Raw genomic sequence first — 25600 nt, 5'->3', positions numbered from 1 at the left:
CCGGCGATGACCGGGTCCGCACACCCCGCTGTCAGACACACAGGCGGTCAACGGCCTCCACGACCGCCGCCGTTGTCGAATCCACGTCCGTGGTCACCGAAGCCACCACGGCCGTTGTCGAATCCGCGTCCGTGGTCACCACGGTCGTATCCGCGGTCGAATCCGCGGTTGTATCCGCGGCCGTGGTCGTATCCGCGGTCATGGTGCCTGTAGTTGCCACCGCGGTACCAGCAGTCGTCGTCGTTGTACCAGCTCCAGCGGTGGTTGTTGTTGTAGCAGCTGTAGCCGGAGCCGTCGTGGCTCGAGTGATTGCCCGAGTTCGCCGACGCCGTCCCGGCCGCGCCGATCGCGGCGCCACCGGCCATCAGAACGCCAGTAGCCGTCACCGCGAAGATGCGCTTCACGCGAAGTGCTCGCATGAGCTTTCTCCCTTCCATCGTCTCGCGCACCCGAGCGCGAGTATGGATGGCCGCGCACGCAAGAAGGACAGGGCGCACGGTCGATCTGACACCGCTTTGGAAATTGAGATACGCGCCGTGGCCATCCACCGGCCGTGCCGGCCGTGTCCGGCTCCACCCGCGAGCCTCGCAGCAGCAGTCGCGCTGCCCACCGCGAGAAGACTTCACCAATGTGGCGCGAACCGGGTTGCGGCTCTACTCGTAAACGCTACTCCGTATCCGCCGCACGTCATCTTGAGCGAGCGCCGGGTCTCGGTACCGAAGCCGGGCGACCGGCTCGACCAGCGCCTCACAGCCCACAAATCCACTGGTGGCACGGCCTTCTGCACATCCCCGGATGCTCCGGCCGCCATGAGTGGCACAGCCTCACATCAGCGGACCGTTGGGGACTTCCGCGTCCAGGTCGAGGGTGTCTGGCTGACCGCCGGAGTCGGCGACATCGCTGGTGGGGGTGCAGCGAATCGCCTGTCGCGGCGCGTGGTCAGGGGCAGGGGCCACCGGGTCCGCAGTCGCCGCCGACGCCTTTGCTGCCGCTGCCGCTATCGCTGTTGCCATCGCTGTCGCTGTTGCCATCGCTGTCGCTGTTGCCATCGCTGTCGCTGTTGCCATCGCTGTCGCTGTCGCGCTGGTGACCGCGGCGGGCGTCACGGTCGAAGATGCCCAGGATCTCGCAGGGGCCGCCTTCGGCGCCGATGGCGTGCGGGAGCATGGTGGGGAACTCCGCGGCCTGGTTGGTCTCGATCCGGAAGCGGCGGTGGCCCAGCATGAGGGTCGCGGTGCCGGACAGGACGACGAGCCATTCCCGTCCAGGGTGTGCGCGCATGCGTGACGGGTTGTCCGGGGGCGGTTCGGTCATCCGCTGACGCATGACGCTTATTCCCGGGTCGCCTTTGACGGGCCAACGCATCAGGCTGTGGGCCGCGTCGATCCTCGGGCTGATGACGACGTCGTCGGACGCGGTCTCCACGAGCTGGTCCAAAGACGTGTCGAGCACGCGGGCGAGAGTGACCAGCTGGTCCAGAGCGAGGCGGCGCTGGCCGTTCTCGATGCGGGAGAGCGTGGACTGGCTGACGTTGGCGCGGGTGGCCAGCTCCTCCAGGGACCAGCCCTGTGCCACGCGCAGGGCGCGGATCCGTTTGCGTACGAGGCTGTCCAGCTCGCCATCATTTTGCGTCATAGGCAACATCGTATGCCTGTGATGCAAGCAGGGGTTACGTTCGCTCATGCGGCGACCCGGAAAAGGTGGGGTCACGCCCGAGCCGAAAGGGCGCGAGGACATGACTGTGACGGCTTCTGCATACGCGACCGACGCGCTGCCCCGGACGACTATCGACGCCGTGGTGATCGGCGGCGGTGCCGCGGGGCTGAACGGTGCGCTGATACTCGCCCGCTCCCGCCGCTCGGTCGTCGTGACCGACAGCGGCACACCCCGCAACGCACCCGCCGAGGCCATGCACGGCTTCATCGTGCTGGACGGCACCCCGCCCGCCGAGCTGCTCGAGCAGGGCCGGGAACAGGCGCTTGCGCCACTACGGCGGGCGGGTCGTCTTCGGTGAGGTGGCCTCCGCCGAGCCTGCCGCCCCCGGTGGCGGGGCGATCCGCGTTTCACGCTCACCCTGGCCGACGGCCGCACCCTGACGGCGCGTCGCGTTCTGGTGTCCACCGGGTTGCGGAACGTGCTGCCCGACGTGCCCGGCCTCGCCGAGCACTGGGGGCGCGGCGTGGTGCACTGCCCGTACTGCCACGGCTGAGAGGTGCGCGACGAGCCCGTCGGCATCCTCGCCACCGGCCCCGCCTCCGTGCACCATGCGCTGCTGTTCCGCCAACTGACCGACGGCCTGTCCTACTTCACCCGCGGCACCGAGCTGGACGAGGACACCCACGCACGCTTCGCCGCCCGCGCCATCGCCCTGTTCGTCTACGTCCTCGCCCGCGGCCCGAGGACCCCGGCTGCCGCTGCCGCGACCGTGGACGAGTCGGAAGCCGCCGCCGGGGTCGTCTCCGCCTGACGTTCGCTCCCAACAACGCACATTCATCCGGTCGATGACGGAGTGTTAGGCGCTGCCACTCCACTGTGCCTGACGTCCGCCCCGACTAGTTCAGTACTCGACCCGCAGACAACTCAACCAGGTCATCTCCTGACAACGACCCCGTCCCGACCTATTTCTGGGCCCACCGGTGCTGCCGTGCCGACGATCGCGCCGCAACTGCCGCTCAGTGGCCCGTCGCGCAGCCGCAGACCCGCCGAGTGCCACACCGGTACGGGTCTCGCCCCGCGGTCTGTGTGAGCATGGCGTGCGCATATCCCTGTCGAGCGCCGGAAGGGCTTTGATGGACACACGTGAGCTGGACCATTTGCGCCGGTGCGTCGAGCTGGCTGCCGAGGCGCTGGAGGCCGGGGACGAGCCTTTCGGCTCGGTGCTCGTGGACGGTGCCGGAACCGTCCGCGCCGAGGACCGCAACCGGGTGGCGGACGGCGACGCCACCCGCCACCCCGAGTTCGAACTCGCCCGCTGGGCGGCCGGGAAGCTCTCGCCTCAGGAGCGCGCCGCCGCCACCGTCTACACCTCGGGTGAGCACTGTCCGATGTGCTCGGCCGCGCACGCCTGGGTCGGGCTGGGCCGCATCGTGTACGTGGCGTCTTCGGCCCAGTTGTCCGGGTGGCTCGCCGAATGGGGCCGCCCCCAGGCACCCGTGCGCAGCCTGACCATCCAGGAGGTCGCTCCCTCGGTCGAGGTGGAGGGCCCCGTCGACGAACTCGTGCCCGCCATCAAGGAGTTGCACCGACGCCTGGCACAACAGTCATCCAACTCCTGACCGGCCACACCCGCTCTCTCACCCGCCTGGTCGGTGCCAGGTGGCGGGCAGTGACTCGCCCCCGTACGCGGCCGTTCGGTTCCCTGCCCGCCTCCTTGCAGCGGTTTCCCCGCCTGGTCCGGACCGCGTTGGACCATCAGGTCGGTCAAGTGGCGGGCGGCAGCGACAGCCACTCCTGCCAGGTGATGTCCCGCCCCAGATAGCGGGGCTTCCGGAAGGGCCACTCGGCGGCGATCCACTCGGGCACGAGCGCGTCGAGCGCGCGCTCCGCCTCGCTGCCTACGAGATCGTCCACCACCCACCAGGAGATCTCGCCGTCGGAGCCGGTGCGCTCGGGCGGATCGATGTAGACGCAGCCGAGGACCGCCATCTCTTCCTCGTCCAGCAGCGCGTAGTTGAAGGACTGGTGCGCGGCAATCTCCTTCTCGTGGCGCAACAGATCGACGCGGTCCTCTTCATAGGTCATCGTCTCGTTCGGCCATGCCCAGGCCGGACCGAAGATCTCCCACAACCGCTTCTGGGAGCCCATCACAGCCGGGTAGTCGAGCGCGGTGTCCGCCTCGCGGATCGGCCGCAGGTGCAGCGCAGTATGGGGCACGGGCACATGGACGGGGTGGACGAAGTCATCCGGAAGCCAGCTCATGGGAGCGAGGCTACAACCGGCCGACGCGCAGGTGGTCCACACGGCGCAGTTGCTCGCGCGCGCCAGGCGTGTTCACCATCCGGCACGCAACCCGCCAACCCGCCAGCCCGCCGGAGTCCTCAACCCGACCGCAGTGTGCTGATCCGCTTCTCGAACCAGTGGTGGGCGTACGGCTCGTCGTTGAAGGCGGCGACCTCCTGGAAGCCGCAGGAGTGGTACAGGCCGATCGCGGCGGTGAGCGCCTTGTTGGTGTCCAGGCGCAGTACGTCGCAGCCGTGCCGGGCGGCCCTCGCCTCCAACTCGGCCAGGAACCGGCGGCCGAGACCCAGGCCACGGGTGCGGGGATCGACCCACATGCGTTTGATCTCGGCCGGGGCGCCGGCCGGCAGCTTCAGACCTGCGCAGCCGACGGGCTCGCCGTGCAGCCGGGCGACCAGGAACAGGCCGTGCGGCGGCCGGAGTTCGCCCGCGTCGGGCAGCAGGCTCCGCGCGGGGTCGAATCCGGTCTCGAAGCGTTCCCGCACTTCGGCGAAGTAGGACCGCAGGCAGTGCTGGGCGTCCGGGCGGTCCGGGTCGACCACGTCCAGCGTGACCGTCGCGGCCGTCAGCAGCCGGTCGACCTCAGCCATGGCCGCCACCAGCCGGGCGCGCTGGTCGGTGTTGAGCGGCTCCAGGAGAGAGCCGGCCAATTCGTCGCTACGCCGGTCGAGCACCGCGAACTCCGCGCGACCCGCATCGGTGAGACGTACGGTGCGCACCCGCCTGTCCTGGGGCTGCGGCTCCACCGTCACCAGGCCGTCCCTCTCCAAGGAGCGCAGCAGTCGGCTGACGTAGCCGGAGTTGAGTCCGAGGCGCTCGCGCAGCCACCGTACGTCCCGGCCTTGTACGCCGATCTCCCAGAGCAGCCGCGCCTCGGCTACGGGCCGGTCGAGGCCCAGGTAGTGGTCGTGCAGCACGCCCACACGTTCAGTGACCGTGCGGTTGAACCGCCGCACTGCGTCGACCTGCGTCACATCCATACCTCTGACTTTAGTCAGAGAATCGCGGTCGGGCCAGCCCCTGCGAGCAGGTGGGAGACACCGCAGGGCCGCTCGTCGCGGAACGGATGCCCTGCACGCCGGACGATGAGTTCCCGCAGTCCCCGAAGTCCTAGCCGGCAGACGCTGAGCCGATGAAGGAGAAGCCGTGACGGACGATGTCTGGGCAATCGTGCACGCCGAGCGTGCGGCGCTGATCGACGACCTCGCGCGCCTTGAGGACGATCAGTGGCTGAAGCCGTCGCTCTGTGACGGATGGACCGTGCACGACGTGCTCGCCCATCTGGTCGACACAGCCCGCACGACACGCCTCGGCTTCGTGAAGGACCTGGCCCTCGCACGGTTCGACTTCAATCGCCAGAACACCCGTGGCGTGGAACGCGAACGCGCGAGCACACCGCAGGAGACCCTGGAGCGGTTCCGTCAGGTGGCATCGCGCACATCGACCCCTCCGGCGCCCCTCGACAGCCGGCTCGTCGAAGAAATCATCCACGGCGAGGACATCCGCCGGCCCCTCGGCCTCACCCGCGCCTACCCCGCACAGGCCGTTGTCAGATCACTCCGGCTCCAGACACGCACCCCGGCGTCCTTCGGCGGCACCAAGGAGCTGCTGCCGCGCATTCAACTCACGGCGACGGACGCCGACTTGACGATCGGAACCGGGCCAGAGGTCAACGGGCCTGCGCTTTCTCTGCTTCTGGCTGTGATGGGGCGCCGGGTGGCACTCTACGATCTCGACGGCCCCGGCGTCGCCACGCTGGCGGAAGGTGCCTGACCCCTCTCGTCGGGACTGCCCGGCCCGCGGCACGGGGCGGCCTCCTCCGGCCCCAGACATGGGCCCGGTCGGCCTTCGCCTGCGACAGCCACCACTTCGCGTACGGCCGCGACCTGCCCATCTCCGACGAGTTCGAGGCCCGCCTCAAGCAGACCGTTAGCGAGCAGAACTTCGAGGACGTCGTGGAGCCGTTCGCCCTCGGCGACGCGAGCTTCCGCCGGGGGTGGACCTTCCACCACGCGCCACCGTCCCGCACCACCGTCCCGCGCCGCGTCATGACGGTGATCTACATGACTCCTCCACCCCGTAAACGGGGTGGCTTCTCGCTATGCCTAGTTGGCGTCGCGACGGACCAGCCCGGCCCGTAGAACGTTGGTTGCTCCGACGACGTCAGCGTGTGCCCGGTGGCCGCACGAGAGGCAGTGGAACTTATCCTGGGTGGGCCGGTTCTCCTTGGCGGTGTGCCCGCATCCGGGGCACGTGCGGGAGGTGTTGCGAGGGTTCACAGCCATCACTTCCCGCCCGGCGCTTTCAGCCTTGGCGTTCAGGATCGCCAGGAACACCCCCCAATCGGCATCGCTGATCGACTTGTTGAGCCCGGCCTTGCTCGCGGCCCCGTTCGCCAGAAAGCCGCCCGGCTGCCCGGGGTCGGGCTTCGGCGGGGGGCCTTGCTCATGTTGCGGATCTTGAGGTCTTCGTGCGCGATGAAGTCGTGTTCACGGACCAGACCGAGCGCAATCTTGTGCGCGTGGTCGAGCCGCTGCCGGCGCACCTTGCCGTTCAGCGCCGCGACCTTCTCCACCGCCCGGCTGGTGGTTGCGGGTGCGGTTCTTGGCCTTGCGGCGCGAAAAGCGGCTCAAGGCCTGCTGCGCAGAGCGATGGACGCCGACATCCGCGTCGCCGAGCCCACGAACGGCCACCAGGCCGCCGACCGCGCCTGGATGCCCGGCACCGCGATCGGCCAGGTCCCGGACACTCCGCTCAACCCCGTGCTGTACGACGCGCGCCGCTGACGGCACCGCACCCGCAGGCACCCAGGCCAGCGGCCGTCGCCAGCGGCCGTCTGCCGTCGCCACCGCCACCGCCACCGCCACCGCCACCAGCACCAGCACCAGCACCAGCACCAGCACCAGCACCTGGTATGTTGCCCCGGCACCCGGCCCGACCGTAGGCTGAATGCGCTTTCAGCAACGACGGCGGGCAGCCGGGCACACCACAGGGTGCCGGGCGAAGAGGCGAGGCGAGACAGCGAGATGACCACTCCCACGGTGTACGACGTAGCCGAACAGGCAGGCGTCTCCATCGCGACCGTGTCGCGCGTCTACCGCAACCCCGACGCGGTCCGGGCGGCGACCCGCGACAAGGTCCTGGCGGCGGCGCGCGAACTCGGCTATGTGCCGAGCGGCAGCGCCCGCGGGCTCGCCAGCCGCGCGACCGGAGTGCTCGGACTCTGCTTCCCCGACTTCCACGACACCGAGGCGGAGCACGCGCCGGGCGCCGAGGACGCCGAGCTGGTGCTCTACTCGGACCAGGTCATCCGCGGCATGGAGCGCGCGGCGCGGCGCCAGGGCTACGCGCTGCTGATCTCGGCCGCACACGCCGACCAGGCAGGCCGGCAACTCGCCGAGGTGGCGGGGCGCGTGGACGGTCTGGCCGTGCTCGCGCAGTCGCTGACCGAAGAGGATCTCGACGTCGTGGGGCGCCGACAGCCCGTCGTCCTGCTGGCCGGGGAGCGGCACGCCGGCTACGACCATGCCGAAGTGGCCAACTTCGACGGCCAGTTGGAGCTGACACGGCATCTGATCGTCGACCACGGGCTGCGCCGTCTCGCCTTCGCCGGCGGCCCGGCCGACTCACCTGACGGCGAGGCGCGCTTCCGTGGCTTCCAGGCCGCCCACCTGGAGGCCGGACTGCCGTTGCCGAAAGCGCCCGACACCAGAGGTGACCTCACCCAGGCCGCGGGCCGCAAGGCCGCGCTGGAGCTCCTCGACCGGGACGAGACCATGCCCGACGGCCTGGTGTTCGCCAATGACCAGATGGCGGTGGGCGCGCTGCACGCCCTGGAGGCGCGCGGTGTTGCCGTCCCGGACGACATCGCCGTGACCGGCTTCGACGGGATCCCGCTGAGTCGTCTGGTGCGGCCGACGCTGACGACCGTACGGCAGCCGACCGGGCGCCTGGGCGAGGTGGCCGTGGAGCTGCTGATCGCCCGGCTCCACCAGCGCGACCGGGCGGCCGAGGTACGCGTGCTGCCGGTGACGGTGACGCGCCGGGCGAGCTGCGGATGCGCAGAGGAACGCACGGTTTGAGCGGGGCGTAACCGCCCTTTGCCGACTACGCGTTCGCGGATTTCCGCACGTTTACGGAAGCGTTACCTCCAGACCCCTTGAGTCGGTCCGCCTCGTACTACAAGGTCATGTATGCGCTTACGTACAGCGCATACATGAATGTGTTGGAGGGCCCCATGACACGCACCAAGTCCGTCAGCGTCGCCGCGACCGTGGTGGTGACGGCGCTCGCCCTGACCTCCTGCGGAAGCGGCGGTGGCGAGCAGGTGGCAGCGGACAAGAAGCAAACGCTCACGGTGTGGGCCATGGGCGAGGAGGGCACCCGCCTCAAGGCGGTCACCGACGAGTTCACCAAGCAGCACCCGAACATCACCGTCAAGGTGACCCCGGTGGGCTGGGACGTCGTGCACCAGAAACTGGTGTCGGCCATCGCCGCCAAGAAGACCCCGGACATGGCGCAGATGGGCTCCACGATGATGGGCGAGTTCATCGCCCTGGACGCCCTGGAGCCGGTGGACACCAAGACGTTCAAGAAGTCCGACTTCTTCCCCGCCACCTGGGACAGCAACGTCAAGGAGGGGACCGCGTACGGCGTTCCCTGGTACGCCGACACCCGCGCGCTCTACTACCGCACCGACCTCGCCAAGAAGGCCGGCGTCGACAAGGCCCCCACTACGTGGAAGGAGCAGCAGGCCCTCGCCGCCGCCTACCAGAAGGCGGGCGCCGAGTGGGGCACGGACCTGCAGCCCAGCAGCACCGGCGCCTGGCAGAGCTGGGTGCAGTACCTGTACTCGGCCGGCGGCGAACTGATCGGCGAGGACGGCAAGCCGGCCCTCGACTCCCCCGCTGCGATACGGGCGTTCACCGAGTGGGCCGGCTACTTCAAGAAGGGCCTGGCCAAGAAGACCTTCACGCCCGGGTACGACGTCACCAAGGACTTCGCCTCCGGCAAGCGGCCCATGTTCCAGTCCGGCCCGTGGATGGTGCGCAACATCGCCGACCAGCAGCCGCAGATCAAGGACAAGTACAAGGTCGTACCCGTCCCCGCGGACAAGACCTCGACCTCCTGGGTCGGCGGCGCCTCCCTCGTCACGTTCAAGAACAGCGCGCACAAGGCGGCGGCCGAGGAGCTGACCCAGTACCTCACCACGCCGAAGATGCAGGCCAAGTGGTACGAGGCGGACAAGGCGCTGCCGGCCAACAAGGCCGCCTGGGACGAGCCCGCCCTCAAGAGCGGCGGCGACTCGCTCGCCACCTTCAAGACCTCGCTCGACACGGCGAAGGCGATCCCGCCGCTGGAGAAGTGGAACGAGTTCGCCGCCGCCGTCGAGGGCGCCCTGGCGAAGATCTCGCAGGGCGCGGACCCGGCGGCGACCGCGAAGGCGCTGCAGAAGACGGCCGAGGGGCTGGTGGACTGACCCCATGAGCACCACCACCGCACAGGCCGGTACGCCTGGTGCCGGGCAGGACGCAGTGGTGCCGAAGGCCCAGGATGACGGCGCCGGGCCCGACCGGCGCCGTCGGGACCGGCTGTCCCGCCACCATCTCGCCGGCTGGCTGTTCTCCACGCCGTTCCTGGTCCTGTTCCTCACCTTCATGGCGTTCCCGATCGCGGCCACGCTGTTGATGAGCTTCACCGACTTCGGTCTGCGCAACGTCACTGATCCGCTGTCGGCGCAGTTCGTGGGCCTGGACAACTACACGAAGCTGTTCCAGGACGACAAGTTCGTCAAGGCGCTCTTCAACACCGGGTACTTCGTGGTGCTCGGCGTGCCGCTGACCATCGGCAGCGGCCTGGCGGCCGCCGTGCTGCTCAACTCGGGCATCGACCGGCTGCGCACCTTCTTCCGGGTCGGCTTCTACGCGCCGGTCGTCACCGCCATCGTGGCCGTCGCCGTCATCTGGCGCTTCGTCCTCGATCCCAGCGAGGGCCTGATCGCGGGCCTCGGCCACCAACTCGGCATCCAGACACCGGACTTCCTCGGCTCCGAGACGCTCGCGATGCCCTCACTGATCATGATGGCCGTCTGGCGCAACATGGGCTCGGCGATGGTCCTCTTCCTCGCCGGCCTGCAGGCCATTCCGACGGAGGTGCGGGAGGCGGCACGGATCGACGGCGCGGGGATCTTCCAGGAGTTCCGCAGGATCACGGTGCCGCTGCTGCGGCCCACCATGCTCTACGTCGCCGTCATGACCACGATCGGCTTCCTCAACGTCTTCGAGGAGCCCTTCGTGATGACCGACGGCGGCCCGTCGGACAGCACCCTGACGATCTCTCTGCACATGTACCGCGAGGGCTTCGACTTCTTCCACATGGGCTATGCCAGCGCCATGGCGTACGTCCTGTTCGTGATCGTCCTCGCGATCACCACGCTCCAGCTCCGCCTCCTGAAGGACAAGACGTCATGAGCACGACTGAGACCCGGGCCCCGCTCGCGGCCCCGGCGAGCAGGGCGCGGCGGGCCCCGGCGGCCCGGGCCCGTCGGACACTCGTCTACGTCCTGCTCACCGTCGGACTGATCGTGACGGTCGCGCCGTTCCTGTGGATGGCACTGTCGTCGTTCAAGACGCAACGGGAGCTGGGCGCGAGCCCGCCGGTGTGGTTGCCGTCCGAGTGGACCCTGGACAACTTCCGGGAACTGCTCGACCGGATGGACGTGGGGCAGGCGCTCTTCAACTCCCTGCTCGTGGCCGTGTTCGTGACCGTCTGCAACCTGTTGTTCTGCTCGATGCTCGGGTACGCCCTGGCGAAGCTGAACTTCGCCGGGAAGCGGCCGATCTTCGGCATCGTGCTCGGCGCGCTGATGGTGCCCGGCAACCTCATGCTGCTGCCCATGTTCGTGATGATGAGCGCGATGGGGCTGATCGACAGCTACGCCGCGCTGATCCTGCCGTTCGCGGCCGGGGCCTTCGGTGTCTTCCTCATGCGGCAGTTCATCCAGGCCATCCCGGACGAGCTGCTCGAGGCGGCGCGAATGGACGGTGCCCGCGAGTGGTACATCTTCTGTCGGATCGTGCTGCCGCTGGTCAAGCCGGCCCTGGCGACACTGTCGATCTTCGTGTTCCTCGGTTCCTGGAACAACTTCCTGTGGCCGCTGGTCGCCACCAACGACCCGGGCAAGTACACGCTCCCGGTCGCGCTCGCCACGTTCGCCACGGACCCGACCCAGGCGGACGGTTCCAACGGCGTCCTGATGGCAGGGGCGTTCCTCGTGGTGCTGCCGGTGCTGCTTGTCTTCGTCCTGCTCCAGCGCTTCTTCACCCAGGGCATCGCCACCGCAGGGCTGAAGTAGCCCTTCCCGCAGACCAGTTCCCGCCCCATGCCACGGGGGCGGGGGCCGGTGAATCCGTACGCCAAGAATGTATGCGCATCCATTCGAGAGGCGGACCACCATGTCACCGAGGATCGCCACGCAGCGCGCCCCCCACCGGACCTCGCACCCGGCGCAGGACATCACCCTGCCACCGCCGGCCGGACTGCGCGCCGAGGACGGCACCGGTCATGTGCTCCTGACCTGGGAGCCGGTGCCGGGCGCCCGTGAATACGTGGTGCACCGCTCGCCGTTCGCGGACGGCCCCTACAAGCCCCTGCCCGGTCAGCCACTCCCCCACCCTCCGTACGCCGACACCCGGGCGGAAGCCGGTCGGGGCTACTGGTACAAGGTCGCGGCCCTGACCGACGGCGGCACCGGCGTGCTGACCCCGACGCCCGTTCCCGGGTGCGTCAAGGCCCGGGGTATCGCCCTCGCAACCGTGACCGTCACGGTCGACGCCACCGGCGCCGTACCCCCGCACGTCGACGGCGACGGCGCCCAGGCCCTGGTCCGCGCCGTGGCCAGACACACGGACGATGGCTCGCACGTGCACGTCGTGGTGTGGAACACGGCCGCCGACCGCACCGGTACGCCGTCGGGTTCGGCAGCGCTGGACCGCACGGCCGTTGTGCGGGTGACCGGCCTCGCCGCGGACGCCTCGTACGCAGCCTCACTGCACTGCTCGGAGACCGTTCCCACCGACGCCGAGACGGCCTGCGGCGCACTCGGCGTCACCCTGCTCACGGCCCGCGGCGCATTCAGCAACCCCCTGCCCCACGACCCACTCCCGACGCTGACGACGACACCGGACGGCACCGCGTCCCTGTCACTCGACGTCCCGCTGCCGGGCCTGCGCTCGCTCCACCTGTCCCGTATCTGACCACGCCACCCCACAGGAGAGAACGGATGAAACGCCGCACCTTCCTCGCCACCGCAGCAGGCGCGTCCACCGCCCTCGCTCTCGGCGCCACCGGCACGGCCGCCGGCGCCGGCACGGACGCCTTGCTGCGCCGCTGGTTCCGCGACACGTACCGCTCCATCGAGGCCCTGACCACGGACTTCGGGCTGGCCGCGGACACGATGGACGTCACCGCGAGCAGGCTCACGCCGTCCGTCAACACCTCGCCGACCAACATCGGTTGCGGGCTGTGGGCGACGGTCGCGGCCGGCGGGCTCGGGGTCATCGACGCCACGACGATGCACCGCCGCCTCGCCCGCACCGTCACCGCCGTCGAACGGCTGGAGCGCGCCCACGGCTTCTGGTTCAACTGGTACGACGCCTACACCGGCGAGACCCTCACGACGTGGCCGGGCAGCGGCGACCCGGTCGACCCGTTCCTGTCGTCCGTCGACAACGCCTGGCTGGTCACGGGCCTGAGGATCGCCGCCGACGCCGACGCGGAGCTGCGCCCCCGCGTGGCGCGGCTGCTCGCGGACGCCGACTGGTCGTTCTACTACACGCCGTACGACGCCTCGGATCCGGCGGCGGGCCCCGGCCAGCTGCACGGCGGTTACTCCACGGCCACCGAGTCCTTCACCCCGCACTGGTACGGCGCACTCAACACCGAGCCACGCATGGCCAGTTACCTCGGCATCGCCGACGGCTCGCTGCCCGGCGAGCACTACTGGCACACCTTCCGCACCCTGGAGCCGGGCGCCGAGCAGGACCAGCAGCCCGAGGGTGAGTGGGTCACGGTCGACGGTGTGCGGCTGTGGCGCGGGCACTACACGTACCGAGGCCGCAAGATCGTCCCCTCCTGGGGCGGGTCGATGTTCGAGGCGCTGATGGTGCCGCTGTTCGTGCCGGAGACGGCGTGGTCGCCGGGCGCGTGGGGCCTCAACCACCAGCGCTACGTGCGCAGTCAGATCGAGCACGGGATGGTCGAGGAGGCGTACGGCTACTGGGGCTTCTCCCCTGCCGACGTCCCCGCGGGCGGCTACGCCACGTACGGCGTGGACGCCCTCGGCATGGCGGTCGACGGCTACACCTCCGACGGCGTGGTCACTCCGCACGCGTCCTTCCTGGCGATGCCGTTCGCACGCGACGAGGCGGTCACCAACCTGCAGCGCATCGCCCGGGACTTCGGGGCGTACGAGGACGGCCTGGGCTTCCGCGACTCGGTCGACGTGAACACGGGCCGGGTCAGCGACTACATGCTCGCGCTGGACCAGGGCATGATCGCGGCGGCGCTCGCCCAAGTACTCAAGCCGGGGCTGCTGCAGGGCCCGTTCCGCAGCGGAGGGTTCGCGCGGCGCGTGCGGCCGCTGCTGGCGAAGGAGAACTTCGGAATTTGACTTCCTCCCCCTCGTGAACGAGGGGGATTCCTACGGCTCGCACCGTGGGGTTTCCTGCTTCGTTACCGACTGCCCGCCCGGAGTTCTCCGTTGAGGTCTTACACCAGCTCCACAGGCTGTCACCGCCAGTCCGGCGGCCAGCAGGTTGTTCGCTGCGTTCATGTCCCGGTCGTGGGTCGTTCCGCAGGTGTCGCAGGTCCAGGTTCGAACATGCAGCGGCATCTTCTTTGCGAGGGCGCCGCAGTGGGAGCACAGCTTGGAGGAGGGGAAGAAGCGGTCGACAGCGATCACTTCCCGCCCGTACCAGGCGGCCTTGTACTCCAGCATGCTCCGCAAGTCCGACCACGCGGCATCGCTGATGGCGCGGGCAAGGCTGCAGTTCTTGACCATGTTGCGTACGGTCAGGTCCTCGATCACGAGCGTTTGGTTTTCGCGCACGAGCCGAGTGGTCAGTTTGTGCAGGTGGTCGCGGCGCCGGTCGGCGATACGGGCGTGGATCCTTGCGACCTTTCGCCGGGCCCTGGCCCGGTTAGCGCCGTCGCCCTTGGCCTTGCGGGAAAGGTTTTGCTGGGCTTTGGCGAGGCGGGCGCGGTCCTTGCGTTCGTGCCGGGGGTTGGCGATCTTCTCGCCGGTGGACAGGGTCAGGAGATGTTCGAGGCCCACGTCGATGCCGACCGCCTGACCGTTTGCCGGGAGCGGCGACACGGACGGGTCCTCGCACAGCAGGGAGACGAACCAGCGTCCCGCCGGGTCCTGGGAGACGGTCACCGTGGACGGCTTCGCTCCTGGCGGGAGCGGGCGCGACCACACGATGTCGAGCGGTTCGCTCATCTTCGCCAGCGTCAGGCGGCCGTCACGGAAGCGGAACCCGCTGGTGGTGTACTCGGCGGACTTGCGGGACTTCTTCCGCGACTTGAAGCGCGGATACCTTGCCCGCTTGGCGAAGAAGTGGGTGAACGCCGTCTACAAGTGCCGCAACGTCTGCTGCAACGGCACCGACGACACATCGTTGAGGAACGCCAGGTCCTCGGTCCTCTTCCACGCGGTCAACATCGCCGAGGTGGCGTTGTAGTTGACCCGCTCCTGGCGCGCCCACGCCTCGGTGCGGGCGACCAGCGCGAGGTTATAGACCTTGCGCACGCAGCCGAACGTGCGCGACAGCTCGGCCGCCTGCGCATCGGTCGGATAGAAGCGGTACTTGAACGCCCGCTTCACACACATCGCCGTCACGCTCACAAACTAATGAGACTGCGACTCAACACCAAATCTGCCGGTCACAGCACCGTGATCCGCCCTGACGGCATATCACAGCCCCTTACCCAGCTCCCCACGAGCCCGTTTCCTCTCCACCCTGAAGCGCGGAGTATCCACGGAGGAACCCGATGACGGATCCGAGACACGGACAGGGCCGTCGCCCAGTCCGGCGCCCCAACATCATCCTGATGATGACCGACGACCACGCCGTGCCGGCCATCGGCGCGTACGGCAGTGTCATCAACCGGACTCCGGCGGTGGACCGGCTCGCGGCTGAAGGCATGCGGTTCGACAACGCCTTTTGTACGAACTCGATCTGCTCGCCCGCCCGTGCGACGCTGCTCACCGGCGCGTACAGCCATGTGCACGGCATGACGACGCTGGAGCAGCCGGGGCAGAAGTTCGACGCACGTCAGCCGTCGTTTCCCGAGATGTTGCAGGCGGCGGGCTATCAGACGGCGATCGTCGGCAAGTGGCATCTGGGGCACGGTGGCGTCAGCGACCCGTGCGGCTTCGATCACTGGGAGATCCTGCCGGAGCACGGCCAGTACCACGACCCCACGTTCCTGACCGCCGACGGTGAGCACCAGTACAGCGGCTACGTCACCGATATCATCACCGACCTGGCCCTGAACTGGCTGGACCGGCGTGATCCGGAGCGGCCGTTCGCGCTGCTGATCCAGCACAAGGCGCCGCACCGCGCCTTCGAGCCGGCCGAGCGCCATCGTCACCTGTACGAGCACGAGGAGATTCCGGCCCCGGCCACGCTCCACGACGATTACGCGAACCGGTCGGGCGCGGCGGCCGAGGCGCGGATGCGGATGTCGGATCTGCTGCCGCAGGACCTCAAGATGCCGGTGCCCGAGGGGCTTTCGGAGCGGGAGGAGCGGGAGTGGCGCTATCAGCGCTACATCAAGGAGTACCTGCGGGTGATCGCGGGGCTCGACGAGAACGTGGGCCGTGTCCTGCACTATCTCGATGTCAGCGGGCTGACCGACGGCACCGCGGTCGCGTACACCTCCGACCACGGTTTCTATCTGGGTGAACACGGCTGGTTCGACAAGCGGTTCATGTATGAGCCGTCGCTGCGCATCCCGTTGGTCGTGCGCTGGCCGGGGGTGGTGGAGCCGGGGTCGTCGTGCGACGAGCTGGTGGCGAACGTCGACTACGCGCCGACGATCCTCGACCTGGCCGACGTGCCCGCACACGAGCGGATGCAGGGCAGGAGTCTGCTGCCGCTGCTGCGGGGAGAGCGGCCGGACGACTGGCGTGACGCGGTCTACTACCGCTACTTCGAGCATCTGGACGTGTGCCATGGCGTGCAGGCCAATTACGGGATCCGTACCCGGACGCACAAGTTGATCCATTACCCGGGCCACGGTTCGGGGCAGGTCGGGGCGTTGCCGCAGACCCGTGCGCCGCAGTGGGAGCTGTTCGATCTGGAGCGGGATCCGGACGAGTTGCACAACCGGTACGACGACCCCGAGTGCGCGCAGGTCGTCGAGGACCTCACGGCGCGGCTCACCGCGCTGCAACTGCACTACCTGGACACACCGGAGCACGTGAGCACCGAGGAGCCGCTATGACGCAGCAGTCCGTGCCGGTCACCACCAGCGCCTCCGCTCCGCGGCGCAGAACCGTCCTGGCAGGAAGCCCCCGGAGGGGGCAGACGACCCAGGCCGGAATCCCTGAACCTTAGGCCAGGGAGCACGTCAAAGCTCGAAGATGCCGTAACCGAAGCCGTCGGCGCTGATCCTGCCCCCGCTCACCGTGACCCCGGAGGCCACCACCGGGGTGGCGGTGTCCTTCGGTGCGGCTGCGTCCGCGTGTTCGCCGCGCGGGTTGACGACGACGAGGTAGCGGCCTCCGCGGACGTAGGCCAGCGGGTAGCCGTCGTGCAGGACCTCGGTGCTGCCCGCGGGGCCGAGGTCCGGGGTGGCGCGGCGCAGCGCGATGAGGCGGCGGACCAGGTTCAGCAGGGAGTCGGGGTCGGCCTGCTGGGCGGCGACTGTGGGCCGGTCCGCGTCGGGGTCGACGGGCAGGTAGAGGCGGTCGGCCGGGGCGGTGGAGAAGCCCGCGTTGGGCGTGTCGTCCCATTGCATGGGGGTGCGTGAGCCGGCCCGGTTGTAGCGGGGGCCGAGGCGGCTGCCCTCGTGGTCGGGCAGGCCGGGGACGTAGCGCATGCCGATCTCGTCGCCGTAGTAGATCGCGGGCAGCGTGGGCCAGGTGAGCTGGAACGCGAAGGCGGCGGGCAGCTGCTCGGCGGTGCGCGGCCCGCAGGCCAGGCGGGAGAAGTCGTGGTTGGCGGTGGGCAGGGCGATGAAGCCGGCGTCGCCGATGGCGTCGCGGGCCGCGCGCCAGCCGTCAAGGAAGGTCCGCGCGGAGCCTTCGCCCGACGCGTCGAAGTACGGGGCCTGCGGCGTCCAGGGCTCGCTGACCGTGCCGGCGAAGTTGTTCCACAGGGAGCGCAGGTACAGGCCGTCGTTCTCGGAGCCGAACTGCAGGAAGAAGTCGGCGTGGAAGCCGGCCGGGACGGAGATCGCCGGGTCGCCCCACTCGGACAGGAGTGCCGCGTGCGGGTGGCTGTTGTCGAGCCGGCCGCGCAGCTCCCGCCACAGTTTGGCGGTTTCGACGTGGCCCGGGTCGTCCTTGACCAGCGATGCGGCCATGTCGACGCGGAAGCCGGACAGGCCGAGGGAGAGCCAGTGGTCCATGATGTCGCGCAGCGCGCGGCGGTTGGCGCGGGGTCCTTCGGCGTCGACGGGCAGGCGCCAGGGCTCGTCCGCGTTTCTGCGGGCGTGGCCGAAGTTGAGGGCGGGCTGCGACTCGAAGAAGTTGGGCTGGTAGAAGCCGGGGCGGGTGCCGGGCGAGGCGACGAAGCCGGGGGGCGCCGTCTCGGTGTCGGCCCAGATGTAGCGCTGGTCGGCGGGGTCGTTGGCCGATGCCTTGAACCAGGCGTGTTCGTCGGAGGTGTGGCCTGCGACGAGGTCGAGCAGGACGCGGATGCCGCGGCTCCGGGCGGCGTCGACGAGGTTGACCAGGTCGTCGTTGGTGCCGTAGCGCGGGGCGACGGTGAGGTAGTCGCTGACGTCGTAGCCCGCGTCCCGGAACGGCGAGGCGAAGCACGGGTTGAACCAGACGGTGTTCACGCCGAGCCAGGCCAGGTGGTCCAGCTTGGCCTCGGCACCGGCGAAGTCGCCGATGCCGTCGCCGTCGGAGTCGGCGAAGGACTGCGGGTAGATCTGGTAGAGGACGGCGTCGGCGAGCCACTCGGTGGCGGGGCGGCGAGAGGTCATGGGGTGGGGTCCTCCGAGGACGGTCGGGGTGCGGTGTGCAGAACAGCCTCGATCGGCAGGTGGTCGCTGGGGAAGCGGCCGCCGGGCGCGAAGGTGTTGGCGTGTGCCGAGCGGATCCGGACGCCGCGTGAGACGAGAATCCAGTCGATGCGCTCGCCGTCGGGGACCGGGGGGCGGTAGTCGTGGAAGGTGCCCAGGTCCGGGCCGCGTTCCTCGGCCGCTTCCCAGGCGTCCACGAGACCCGCGTCGGCGAGCAGGCGGGTGTACGGCGGACTGCCGGGACCCGCCGGGGTGTTGAAGTCGCCGGTGACGATGGTCGGGACGTCCGGCGCGAGAGCGCTCAGCCGCTCGGCGAGCAGGGCCGCGGAGCGTTCTCGGGCGTGGGCGCTCGCATGGTCGAAGTGGGTGTTGGCGGCGTACAGCTCGTCGCCCGTGGCCAGGTCGCGGAAGTGGGCCCAGGTGACCATGCGGGGGCAGCCGCCGCCCCAGGTGTTGGAGGCCGGGATGTCCGGTGTGCCGGAGAGCCAGAAGTGACCGTGTGTCAGGGGGGTCAGGCGCCGACGGTCGTAGAAGATGGCCATGAACTCGCCGTCGTCACCGCCCTCCCGGCCCTCGCCGATCCAGCCGTAGTGGCCACCGTACGCGCCCAAGGCGGCCTCGACATCGTGTACTTGGTGCCGCAGGCCTTCCTGGGTGCCGATGAGGTGGGGACGTGCACGACGCAGCAGGTCGGCGACCGTCTGCCTGCGCTCGGTCCAGGTGTGGGGCGGGTTGTCCCAGTGGACCTGCAGGTTGAAGCTCATGACGTGCAGTCCGTCCCCGGCCGTCGGAATCCCGAGGTCGGCCATCAGAAACCTCCACCCACTTGTATGCGCTTCCTGAATGCGCTTACATGACTGGCGCACACGTTAACTTCGCATGGGCGATGCGGCAATAGAGCGGTGAGGGGCTCGCATGCTTCGACGGTATGAGGACCAGGTCAAGGTGCTTCTCGACCAGATGACGACCGCCGAGAAGCTGGGGCAGCTGCAGCAGCTGACCTGGACCGGTGACACGGGGCCGGGCGGCGGCCAGACCGCGCACATCGAGGCGGCGGCGCGCGCCGGTCTGCTCGGCTCGGTGCTCAACATCCATGGCGCGGCGCACACCAACGCGCTGCAGCGGATGACCATCGAGGAGTCCCGGCTCGGCATCCCGCTGCTGTTCGGCCTGGACGTCATCCACGGCTTCTGGACCACGTTCCCGATCCCGCTGGCCCAGGCGGCGTCCTTCGACCCGGAGGTGGCCCGCCGGGACGCCGAGGTGTCTGCGGCGGAGACCCGCTCGAACGGTGTGCGCTGGACGTTCTCGCCGATGATGGACGTCACCCACGAGCCGCGCTGGGGCCGCATCGCGGAGGGCTGCGGCGAGGATCCGTACGTCAACGCCGTCTTCGCGGTGGCCAAGGTCCGCGGCTACCAAGGCGCCGACGACGGCAGCGAGTTGGCGGACGGGGAGCGCATCGCGGCATGCGCCAAGCACTTCGTCGCCTACGGCGGGGCGGAGGGCGGCCGCGACTACAACACGGTCGATGTCTCCGAGCAGCGGCTGCGCAACCACTACCTGCCGCCCTTCAAGGCCGCCGTGGACGCGGGCGTGGCCACGGTGATGGCAGCGTTCAGCACCGTCGCGGGCGTACCGGCACACGGCAATCCGCACACGATGAACACGATCCTCAAGGAGGAGTGGGCCTTCGACGGGTTCGTCGTCAGCGACTACACAGGTGTCGAGGAACTCATCGCGCACGGCTTCGCCGAGGACGGTGCCGACGCGGCTCGACTCGCCTTCAACGCCGGGCTCGACATGGAGATGGTCTCCACCAACGTGACCGAGCACGGCGAGCAGCTCGTGGCCGACGGCCTTTTCGGCGAGTCCCGCCTCGACGACGCGGTCACGCGCATCCTGCGCCTCAAGTTCGCCCTCGGCCTGTTCGACCAGCCGTACACCGATGAGGCCGCCGAGATCGCCGGTCCGACGCCGGCCGCACGGGAGGCGGCGCGAGCCGCGGGCGCCCGGTCGATGGTGCTGATCAAGAACGACGACGGCGTCCTCCCCCTGGAGCGCACCACACCCTCGATCGCGGTGGTCGGCCCGCTCGCGAACTCCACTGACCTGCACGGCACGTGGGCCGGTCCCGGCGGCTTCCAGCTGCCGTCCGTGAGCATCCTGGACGCGGTGCGCACGGCTGCTCCCGGCGCCCGCGTCACCCACGCCGATGACGACATCGCGGCCGCGGTCGCCGCGGCGCGGGAGGCCGAGGTCACCGTCGTCGTGGTCGGCGAACCCCCCGCGCTCAGCGGCGAGGCGGCCGTGCGCAGCGACATCGCACTGCCCTGCGGGCAGGAGGAGCTGATCGCCGCCGTCGCCGCGACCGGCAAGCCGTACGCCGTGGTCCTCCTGAACGGCAGGCCCCTGACGATCGGCGGCTGGCTGGACACCGCGCCCGCGGTCCTCGAGGCATGGCACCCGGGCATCGAGGCGGGGCACGCCGTGGCGGACGTGCTGTTCGGCACGGTCAACCCCGGCGGCAAGCTGCCGGTGTCCTTCCCGCGGGCGGTGGGCCAGATCCCGGTCTACTACAACCACGAGAACACCGGCCGTCCCGCCCATGTCCCCGGCGCCGACCCGAAGTTCGTCTCGAAGTACCTGGACCTGGACGAGACCCCGCAGCTCCCGTTCGGGCACGGCCTGAGCTACACGACGTTCACCACCGGCGCCCCCGAACTGCGGCGCACCGATATCACCCGCGATGAGCTGGCGGCGGGCGAGACGCTCGAGGTCACGGTGACGGTCACCAACACCGGCGACCGCGTCGGCGACGAGGTGGTCCAGCTGTACATCCACGACGTCGCGGCGAGCATCGCCCAGCCGGTGCGCCGGCTGCGCGGCTTCGAGCGGGTGACGCTGGAGCCGGGCGAGGGCACCACGGTCCACTTCCGGCTCGGCGCCGAGGACTTCGGCTTCTGGACGAACGACCCGGCAGGGACGTACGTCGTGGAGCGCGGCCGCGTCGACGTCTACGCGGGGACTAGCTCGACGGCGCGGGCCCGCGGCACGGTGCGCATTCTCTGACGGACAGTACGGTCTTCCGGCCGGCGCCGTGGCCGACTTCTCGTCGGTCACGGACCTGGACATGTGGTGGAGCTCTTCTCGCCCGGTCAGGGGGCTTCGAGGCCGGACACCGCGGCGGCCATGCGGTCCACCGCTTCGCGCAGGATCGCCGACGAGGTGGCGTAGTTGATCCGTACGAACCCGGTGCCCCCGCTGCCGAACGCGTGCCCTGAGCTCAACGCGACCCGCGCCTGGTCGAGGAACAGCCGGGCGGGGCCGGCGATGTCACTGACCACCGGAGCGGCAGCCGTCGGGGTCCTCGTATGGAGGCCGAGGGTGCGGCAGTCGAGCCAGGCGAGATACGTCGCCTCCGGCCACATCAGGGCGAGCCCGGGAAGACGCTCGGCCACGAGGTCGGCGAGTAGCGCCCGGTTGGTGTCGAGACCACGCAGCAGCGCGTCCAGCCAGGGCCGTCCCTCCTCGAAGGCGGCGGTGTGGGCGAGGATGCCGACGTGGCTGGGTCCGTGGCTCACCTCCTCCGGAAGCCGGTGCAGGTCGTCGACGGCGTTCGGTCCGGCTACCAGCAGTGCCGCCTTCAGGCCGGCGAGATTCCAGGCCTTCGACGCGGAGTGCAGGGCGAACGCGTCCTCGGCGCCGGGGATGGTCAGGTAGGGGACGAACTCCGCACCGGGCAGGACCACGGGTGCGTGGATCTCGTCCGAGACGACTCGCACTCCGAAGGACCTGGCCAGAGCGGCAACCGCGACGAGTTCGGCCCTTGTGTGCACCGTTCCGGTGGGGTTGTGGGGATTGGCCAGCAGCAGGACGGTTCGTGCCGAGACGTGTTGGGCCGAGGCGAACGCTGCCCTGAGCGTCTCCATGTCGAGTCGGCCGTCGGGTCCGAGCGGCGCTTCGATCACTTTCCTGTCGGCGTGGGTGACGAAGGCGTAGAACGGCGGGTAGACGGGCGGGCACACCACCACGGCATCGCCCGGAGACGTGATCAGCCGCAGTGCCTCGACGATGCCCATCATCACGTCGGGGACGATCGCGGTCTGCTCGGCCTCGAAGCCCCGCCATCCCCAGCGGTCCGCGGCGAACGACTGGAGGGCACGGGCGTAGGCACGGCCGCTGGGATAGCCGGTGTCGCCGGCTGCGATGGCCTCGTGCAGTCTGGCCGCGACCGGCTCGGCGAGCGGCACGTCCATCTCGGCCACCCAGAGGGGCAGTACGTCGGCCGGAAAGGTGGTCCACTTCATGCTGGTCCGGGCCCGCAGCTGGTCGATCGTCAACTGTTCGAGCGGGTTCATGATCGACGGATCCGTGTCGGATGGCATGGTCGTGATGCTAGCCACGACCCGAGGTCGGGTCGATGACGGCGCGGTAGCCACGGATGGCCCCACTGGGCTTCCCCATGGGCAGTGGTGCACAAGCGGGAGGCCTTGTCAGCCCTTCATCTGATCGATAGGGCTGTCGGCGTGGCAGATCAACGGAGCTTCGCTCGTACCGTCCTGGCGATCTCTTCGGCCGTCATCGCCTGCTGCGCGGTGGCGGTGACGATCAAGGTGATGGCCACCGACGTCATATCCGGCTCCGTCGAGGTCATCAGCGATCAGGGCGAACTCTTGGTGGAATCTCTGCGCTGACAGGTCCGGCGCATGCTCCAACTGGGCTGCGGGACAGTCGAGTTGACTCAGGGATGCCGAGGCCACTCGGGGTGATGGCGGTGCGGCGGCGTTCCGCCTGGTCGCAGGCGGCGAGAGCGCTCAGGCTTCGCTCTGGTCACCACCTCGACACCGGCGCGCCGTGCGGCCGCACCGAGGTGCTCGGCAACCCGAGCCACCACGGACATCTCGACACCCTCCCGGCCGCCGACCGGTCCTGCGATCGACGGTAGCCTCACCCCGATGATGGAAGCCCGACGCCGGGCCCGTTCAGGTTCTGGCGGACGTGTCCTCCGGGCGTGCCAGGAACGTCACTTGAGCAGAGGTGGCACCGCGGGCACCTCGATGGCGTTCTCGATGTCCTCCGCCGTCAGCTTGAAGCTGTCCGGGTAGGCGTCACGCCGGGTGCGGCGGGCGGGTTCGATGGTGCGCCAGGTGTAGAGGCAGCGGCCGCACTGGACCACGTCCCACACGCCCGGGACGGGGGACGTGGCAAGCAGGGAGATCTCCTCAAAGGCGCAGCGAGGGCAGTCAACGGGCAGGTGGTTCACAGAAGTTGTCCTTTCGGCGAGGATCGGTGGGCGTCAGCCGCGGGCCGCGATGAGGCGCTGCAGGCGGGCGGCCCACTCGGCGGTCTCGGGCAGGTCCTTGGCCGGGGTGGAGAAGTTGCCGCGGACGTCCGGGGCGACCGGCGTCGTCGCATCGATGATCATCTTGCTGCTGATGCCGGCGGGCTGCGCGGCGGGCGCGAGTTCCAGGACCGACAGGTTGGGGATGACGACGACGTCGTCCTTCGGGTTGACCTTGGCGGACATGGCCCACATGACCTGCGGCAGGTTGAACGGGTCGACGTCCTCGTCGACGAGGATCACCTGGGCCACGTAGCCGAGCCCGTGCGGCGTCGTCATGGCGCGCATGCCGACGGCCTTGGCGAAGCCGCCGTACCGCTTGGCCGTGGAGATGATCACCATCAGGCCGTGTGTGTACATGGCGTTGACGGCCTGCACCTCGGGGAACTCGGCGCGCAGCTGCTTGAGCAGCGGCACGCACGTGTTGGGCCCGACGAGGTAGTCGCACTCGGTCCACGGCATGCCGAGGTAGAGCGACTCGAAGACCGGGTTCGTGCGGTACGAGACGCGGTCCACGCGGATGACGGGCATGCGGCGGCCGCCCGAGTAGTGACCGGTGAACTCGCCGAAGGGGCCCTCGATCTGGCGCTTGCGGGACTCGATGACGCCCTCGATGACGACCTCGCTCCCCCAGGGCACGTCGAAGCCGGTGAGCGGCGCCGTGGCGATCGGCGCGGGCGCGCCGCGCAGGGCGCCCGCCATCTCGTACTCGCTCTGGTCGTACGCCATCGGCATCCCGGCCACGATCGCCATCACCGGGTCATTGCCGAGGGTGATGGCGATGGGCAGGTCCTCACCCTTCTCCTCGGCCTTGCGCAGATGCTGGGCCACGTCGTGCATGGGCACGGGCTGGAAGGCGAGCCGGTCGGTGCCGATGACCTGGATGCGGTACGTACCGACGTTCTGCTTGCCGAAGTCGTCCGGGTCCTCCGGGTCTCGGGAGACGACGGCGGCCTTGTCGAGATAGAAGCCACCGTCTCCGTCGTTGAGGCGGAAGAGGGGAAGCACCGAGAACAGGTCGACGTCCTCGCCCTCCTGGGTGTTCTCGCGCCAGGGGGCGTCATCGCGGCGCTCGGGCGCGACGGGGAAGGCGTCCCAGCGCCGCGCGAACTCCTCCACCTGCTCCTTGACCGGCGTGTTCTTCGGCAATCCGAGCGCAAGCGCATGGTTGGCCCAGGAGCCGTGCACGTTCATCGCGATCCGGGCGTCGGTGAAGCCCTTGACGTTGTCGAAGTGGAGGGCGGGGGCGTTCTCGCCGATGCGGCCCGTCGCGTTGGCGGCGGCCGCGAGATCCGGCTCGGGCAGCACCTCGTCGGTGATGCGCAGCAGCTGCCCCTCCTTCTCCAAGGTGTCGAGGAAGCTGCGCAAGTCGTCGTAGGCCATGGTGAATTCCTTTACGGGGTAGGGGACTTCAGGCTGCGTCGCCGAAGGATCAGGAAGCGGCACGGGCGGCGCGCATCCCGGCCCAGCGCCGGGCGGCGGGCGCGGGCAGGTCGAACTGGTCGAGGATGCGGGCCACCACGTGGTCGACGATGTCGTCGACGGTTTGCGGGTTGTTGTAGAAGGCGGGCATGGGCGGCACCAGTTGCACGCCCATGCGGGCGAGTTCGAGCATGTTCTGGAGGTGGATCTCGCTCAGCGGCGTCTCGCGCGGGACGAGGACGAGCCTGCGTCGCTCCTTGAGAACCACGTCGGCGGCCCGGGCGACGAGCCCTTCGGCGTATCCGGTCCTGATCCCGGCGAGGGTCTTCATGGAGCACGGCACAATCACCATGCCGTCGGTGTGGAACGAACCGGAGGAGATGGTGGCGCCCTGGTCCTCGGGATGGTGCGTGACGTCCGCGAGGGCGGACACCTCGGCCACGGACAGGCCCGTCTCCAGCTCGATGGTGGTGCGCGCCCAGCGGGACAGGACGAGATGCGTCTCCACGCCCGGCAGCTCGTGCAGATTCTCCAGCAGACGGACACCGAACGGGGCACCCGTCGCCCCGGTCATTCCCACGACCAACCGCATAGGACCACCTCAATCACGTCGCTGAC

At 69.5% G+C, this 25600-nt stretch carries 22 protein-coding genes and 3 pseudogenes; 13 read left to right on the top strand and 12 right to left on the bottom strand.

Annotation, left to right across the window (positions count from 1 at the left end):
• Positions 1 to 47: 47 nt before the first annotated feature.
• Both OHA58_RS37570 and OHA58_RS37565 read right to left on the bottom strand, forming a co-directional pair.
• Entirely contained in the window at positions 48 to 419 is a 372-nt protein-coding gene (locus OHA58_RS37570) for a hypothetical protein (protein ID WP_405484279.1), read from the bottom strand.
• 520 nt (positions 420 to 939) lie between these two features.
• The gene (locus tag OHA58_RS37565; RefSeq protein WP_405484277.1) at positions 940 to 1635 is read right to left on the bottom strand and encodes a helix-turn-helix domain-containing protein; all 696 of its coding nucleotides are present in this window, start codon (positions 1633 to 1635) and stop codon (positions 940 to 942) included.
• Positions 1636 to 1735: 100 nt separating this feature from the next.
• On the opposite strand from OHA58_RS37565, the pseudogene OHA58_RS37560 reads away from it, so the two are divergent.
• A pseudogene (locus OHA58_RS37560) lies at positions 1736 to 2365 on the top strand (NAD(P)/FAD-dependent oxidoreductase); the annotation flags it as partial.
• 424 nt (positions 2366 to 2789) lie between these two features.
• Positions 2790 to 3275 carry a nucleoside deaminase gene (locus OHA58_RS37555; protein WP_405484275.1) on the top strand — a complete coding sequence of 162 codons (486 nt, stop codon included), beginning with the start codon at positions 2790 to 2792 and terminating at the stop codon, positions 3273 to 3275.
• Positions 3276 to 3420: 145 nt separating this feature from the next.
• On the opposite strand, the gene OHA58_RS37550 is transcribed toward OHA58_RS37555, so the two are convergent.
• Both OHA58_RS37550 and OHA58_RS37545 read right to left on the bottom strand, forming a co-directional pair.
• Positions 3421 to 3918 (bottom strand): GNAT family N-acetyltransferase, encoded by a 498-nt coding sequence (locus tag OHA58_RS37550; protein ID WP_405484273.1) that lies wholly within the window; start codon positions 3916 to 3918, stop codon positions 3421 to 3423.
• Between the two features lie 119 nt (positions 3919 to 4037).
• Positions 4038 to 4937 (bottom strand): GNAT family N-acetyltransferase, encoded by a 900-nt coding sequence (locus OHA58_RS37545; RefSeq protein WP_405484271.1) that lies wholly within the window; start codon positions 4935 to 4937, stop codon positions 4038 to 4040.
• Positions 4938 to 5103: 166 nt separating this feature from the next.
• Between OHA58_RS37545 and OHA58_RS37540 the strand changes: the two genes are divergently transcribed.
• Positions 5104 to 5730 (top strand): maleylpyruvate isomerase family mycothiol-dependent enzyme, encoded by a 627-nt coding sequence (locus OHA58_RS37540; RefSeq protein WP_405484269.1) that lies wholly within the window; start codon positions 5104 to 5106, stop codon positions 5728 to 5730.
• Positions 5731 to 6062: 332 nt separating this feature from the next.
• Here the strand turns inward: OHA58_RS37540 and OHA58_RS37535 are convergent.
• Positions 6063 to 6605: pseudogene (locus OHA58_RS37535) on the bottom strand (RNA-guided endonuclease InsQ/TnpB family protein); the annotation flags it as partial.
• Between the two features lie 3 nt (positions 6606 to 6608).
• Here OHA58_RS37535 and OHA58_RS37530 point away from each other — a divergent pair.
• The 7 genes from OHA58_RS37530 (at position 6609) to OHA58_RS37500 (ending at position 13627) form a co-directional block, all read left to right on the top strand.
• Positions 6609 to 6743 carry a hypothetical protein gene (locus OHA58_RS37530; RefSeq protein ID WP_405485444.1) on the top strand — a complete coding sequence of 45 codons (135 nt, stop codon included), beginning with the start codon at positions 6609 to 6611 and terminating at the stop codon, positions 6741 to 6743.
• A 240-nt stretch (positions 6744 to 6983) separates the two neighbouring features.
• Positions 6984 to 8039, top strand: coding sequence for a LacI family DNA-binding transcriptional regulator (locus tag OHA58_RS37525; protein WP_405484267.1), 1056 nt, complete (start codon positions 6984 to 6986; stop codon positions 8037 to 8039).
• A gap of 155 nt (positions 8040 to 8194) precedes the next feature.
• A complete protein-coding gene (locus tag OHA58_RS37520) occupies positions 8195 to 9436 on the top strand; it encodes an extracellular solute-binding protein (protein WP_405484265.1) in 1242 nt (413 codons plus the stop codon).
• Between the two features lie 4 nt (positions 9437 to 9440).
• Complete coding sequence (locus OHA58_RS37515) at positions 9441 to 10427, top strand: carbohydrate ABC transporter permease (RefSeq protein ID WP_405484263.1); 987 nt, start codon at positions 9441 to 9443, stop codon at positions 10425 to 10427.
• Entirely contained in the window at positions 10424 to 11311 is an 888-nt protein-coding gene (locus OHA58_RS37510; protein WP_405484261.1) for a carbohydrate ABC transporter permease, read from the top strand. Before OHA58_RS37515 ends, OHA58_RS37510 begins: the two co-directional genes overlap by 4 nt.
• A gap of 100 nt (positions 11312 to 11411) precedes the next feature.
• Positions 11412 to 12212 carry a hypothetical protein gene (locus OHA58_RS37505; RefSeq protein WP_405484259.1) on the top strand — a complete coding sequence of 267 codons (801 nt, stop codon included), beginning with the start codon at positions 11412 to 11414 and terminating at the stop codon, positions 12210 to 12212.
• A gap of 26 nt (positions 12213 to 12238) precedes the next feature.
• Positions 12239 to 13627, top strand: coding sequence for a glucoamylase family protein (locus tag OHA58_RS37500; RefSeq protein WP_405484257.1), 1389 nt, complete (start codon positions 12239 to 12241; stop codon positions 13625 to 13627).
• A 30-nt stretch (positions 13628 to 13657) separates the two neighbouring features.
• Here the strand turns inward: OHA58_RS37500 and OHA58_RS37495 are convergent.
• Positions 13658 to 14848 (bottom strand): annotated as a pseudogene (locus OHA58_RS37495) (RNA-guided endonuclease InsQ/TnpB family protein).
• A 161-nt stretch (positions 14849 to 15009) separates the two neighbouring features.
• Between OHA58_RS37495 and OHA58_RS37490 the strand changes: the two are divergent.
• Entirely contained in the window at positions 15010 to 16467 is a 1458-nt protein-coding gene (locus OHA58_RS37490; RefSeq protein ID WP_405484255.1) for a sulfatase, read from the top strand.
• Positions 16468 to 16593: 126 nt separating this feature from the next.
• On the opposite strand, the gene OHA58_RS37485 is transcribed toward OHA58_RS37490, so the two are convergent.
• A complete protein-coding gene (locus tag OHA58_RS37485; protein ID WP_405484253.1) occupies positions 16594 to 18177 on the bottom strand; it encodes an alpha-amylase family glycosyl hydrolase in 1584 nt (527 codons plus the stop codon).
• Complete coding sequence (locus tag OHA58_RS37480; protein WP_405484251.1) at positions 18174 to 19025, bottom strand: endonuclease/exonuclease/phosphatase family protein; 852 nt, start codon at positions 19023 to 19025, stop codon at positions 18174 to 18176. The genes OHA58_RS37485 and OHA58_RS37480 overlap by 4 nt, the downstream gene beginning before the upstream one ends.
• 106 nt (positions 19026 to 19131) lie before the next feature.
• On the opposite strand from OHA58_RS37480, the gene OHA58_RS37475 reads away from it, so the two are divergent.
• On the top strand, positions 19132 to 21288 hold the full coding sequence (locus OHA58_RS37475) for a glycoside hydrolase family 3 N-terminal domain-containing protein (RefSeq protein WP_405484249.1): 2157 nt from the start codon (positions 19132 to 19134) through the stop codon (positions 21286 to 21288).
• Positions 21289 to 21374: 86 nt separating this feature from the next.
• On the opposite strand, the gene OHA58_RS37470 is transcribed toward OHA58_RS37475, so the two are convergent.
• The gene (locus tag OHA58_RS37470; RefSeq protein WP_405484247.1) at positions 21375 to 22604 is read right to left on the bottom strand and encodes a MalY/PatB family protein; all 1230 of its coding nucleotides are present in this window, start codon (positions 22602 to 22604) and stop codon (positions 21375 to 21377) included.
• An 84-nt stretch (positions 22605 to 22688) separates the two neighbouring features.
• Here OHA58_RS37470 and OHA58_RS37465 point away from each other — a divergent pair, with 84 nt between their 5' ends.
• On the top strand, positions 22689 to 22913 hold the full coding sequence (locus tag OHA58_RS37465; protein ID WP_405484245.1) for a hypothetical protein: 225 nt from the start codon (positions 22689 to 22691) through the stop codon (positions 22911 to 22913).
• Positions 22914 to 23242: 329 nt separating this feature from the next.
• On the opposite strand, the gene vdcD is transcribed toward OHA58_RS37465, so the two are convergent.
• From vdcD to vdcB, 3 genes are read right to left on the bottom strand one after another with little or no spacing between them, the layout of a single operon-like run.
• Positions 23243 to 23482 (bottom strand): non-oxidative vanillic acid decarboxylases subunit D, encoded by a 240-nt coding sequence (gene vdcD / locus OHA58_RS37460; RefSeq protein WP_405484243.1) that lies wholly within the window; start codon positions 23480 to 23482, stop codon positions 23243 to 23245.
• Between the two features lie 33 nt (positions 23483 to 23515).
• Entirely contained in the window at positions 23516 to 24943 is a 1428-nt protein-coding gene (gene vdcC / locus OHA58_RS37455) for a non-oxidative vanillic acid decarboxylases subunit C (protein ID WP_405484241.1), read from the bottom strand.
• Between the two features lie 49 nt (positions 24944 to 24992).
• Positions 24993 to 25574 carry a non-oxidative vanillic acid decarboxylases subunit B gene (vdcB, locus tag OHA58_RS37450; RefSeq protein ID WP_405484239.1) on the bottom strand — a complete coding sequence of 194 codons (582 nt, stop codon included), beginning with the start codon at positions 25572 to 25574 and terminating at the stop codon, positions 24993 to 24995.
• Positions 25575 to 25600 lie beyond the last annotated feature (26 nt).

Source organism: Streptomyces sp. NBC_00009 (assembly GCF_045040855.1).
Lineage (GTDB): Bacteria > Actinomycetota > Actinomycetes > Streptomycetales > Streptomycetaceae > Streptomyces > Streptomyces aureus.
This window is presented reverse-complemented; position numbering and strand designations above follow the sequence as displayed.